1 protein-coding gene is annotated in these 1,952 nt (G+C 41.3%); it reads right to left on the bottom strand.

Going from position 1 to position 1,952, the window contains the following annotated elements; genetic code table 11:
* Positions 1 to 100: 100 nt before the first annotated feature.
* A complete protein-coding gene (gene ltrA / locus JIV24_RS22070) occupies positions 101 to 1,354 on the bottom strand; it encodes a group II intron reverse transcriptase/maturase (RefSeq protein WP_200467252.1) in 1,254 nt (417 codons plus the stop codon).
* Positions 1,355 to 1,952: the final 598 nt, after the last annotated feature.

Genomic DNA, 1,952 nt, shown 5'->3' with positions numbered 1-1,952 from the left:
CTAGTCGAGTAGGCAAAGGGAATTTCACCCTAAGCCTCTCACAGAACCGTGCTTGATAGTCTCCCATCACACGGCTCTTGTTATACAATCGATACCAAATTTAACAAGTTAATCCAACTTGCCAATGATAGAACAGGTAAGGAAACTGTTTCTTTATCCGTTCATACCATCTGTAAGCTAGATTTAACTTTGTTTTATAGCGTTTATATCGCATGCGAGCCCAACGAACAATACGTTTCCGCAGTAGTTGAAATACTTTCATCAGTTCGGATTTTCTGAATTTACCATAGTAATTCACCCAACCTCTTATCATTGGATTAAGGTAATGGGCTACGCCTACTATACTTCTAAAACTCAGCTTTTCTACTTTGATTTCCTCCAATTTATCTGCTATCCGTTTGCGAGAATTAATACTGATCGCACAATCAAAACCAAGAAATAATTTGCTTGTTTTCTTACATAGTGTTGTACGTGGCTGAAAAGAGTACCCTAGAAAATCGAACTTCACTATTTCATATTTCCCACGCCTTCTACGGTCTTTACAATACACAACCTTAGTCTTATCAGGATGGAGTTCCAGCCCACATAACTTCATTCGTGCATTTAACTGCCTCAGTAAATATTCGGCTTGTTCCTTGTTCTTACAGTGTATGATTGCATCATCGGCATAACGAGCAAACTTCAATGTAGGATTGGTCAACTCAAGCCATTTATCTAGTGCATAATGCAAGTAAAGATTTGCCAATAATGGACTGATAACACCGCCCTGCGGTGTTCCTTTACCTTGTCTATGCTCTAACACTCCAGACTTAAGCTGAACGGGCATTTCTAACCACCTAACAATATACATGCGAACCCAATTCTCTGGCACATGCTTATTGACAGCTAGCATTAACTTTTCATGGTCAATGTTATCAAAGAAACCTTTAATGTCTAAATCGATAACCCAATCTGTTTGCCAGCAATTGGCTCTTACCGAGGCAAGCGCCTGATGGGCATTCTTATTAGGTCGATAGCCATATGAGGAAGGACTAAACACGTTCTCCATTCGTGGCTCGATAAAATCTTTGATCACCATTTGACCAATCCTGTCGCTGATGGTAGGAATACCTAATTTGCGCATCTTACCATCTTTCTTGAGTATTTCAACCTCTTTTACTGGTGGAGGGAAATAACTCCCTGAAGACATACGATTCCAAAGTTTGTAAAGGTGCTTTGACTTGTTAGTTTCAAATTCTTCCATACTAACAGAGTCTACACCTGCACTTCCTTTGTTTGCTTTTACTTTCTTGTAAGCCGACCATATCATTTCTTGACTTACTGGTATCGATTTTGTCTCATTCCATAAATTCATCCTCTTCCAAGTTGTTAAATGTTATGAGACTGTATAACCCAATCCCTTCGCTCCACTTCCATTACAGAAGCTTCAACACTACTACGGATTAGTCCGTCCCTATATAATACTTCGGTATTCTGCCTTTGGGGTGAACCCATTGTACATTTCCCTTTGACAGCCAGCGAATCCTTTAAGAGTATCTTTAGCTGCCTGACATTATCATACAGGTTCCCGAGTTCCGTAAATGAGCCTAGATAAAAGTCATGCCCCCTGAATGACGCCAGCCGAACGGACAGTAAACAGGTATCTTCCGAACTTATAACTGCATTTCATCCTTTGCAGATTTTGACTGAATGTACAATCTTCTCGACACCTCGTCAGGGGTTCAATTGCGTTCATCTCTTTTATCCATACCTAACTGCACTCGTGGTGCAGCCTTTCCCAAACGCTCAGCACCATGGCTCTTTACCAAAGCACCTTTGGGCGGTTTGAAGCCTCCTCCTGCAAGACGACCTCAGTGGCTCAACCCTACAACTGGTTTCCACCATCTCAATTTACAGCATGTAGTGAATATTTTGCCGTTCACTACTTCTCGGCACACGATGAAGCGATTGGC

The sequence above is a fragment of the Carboxylicivirga marina genome (assembly GCF_016612505.1).
GTDB classification, from domain to species: Bacteria; Bacteroidota; Bacteroidia; order Bacteroidales; family Marinilabiliaceae; genus Carboxylicivirga; species Carboxylicivirga marina.
Note: the sequence above shows the minus strand (reverse complement) of the source record. Positions and strands in the feature narration are given on the sequence as shown.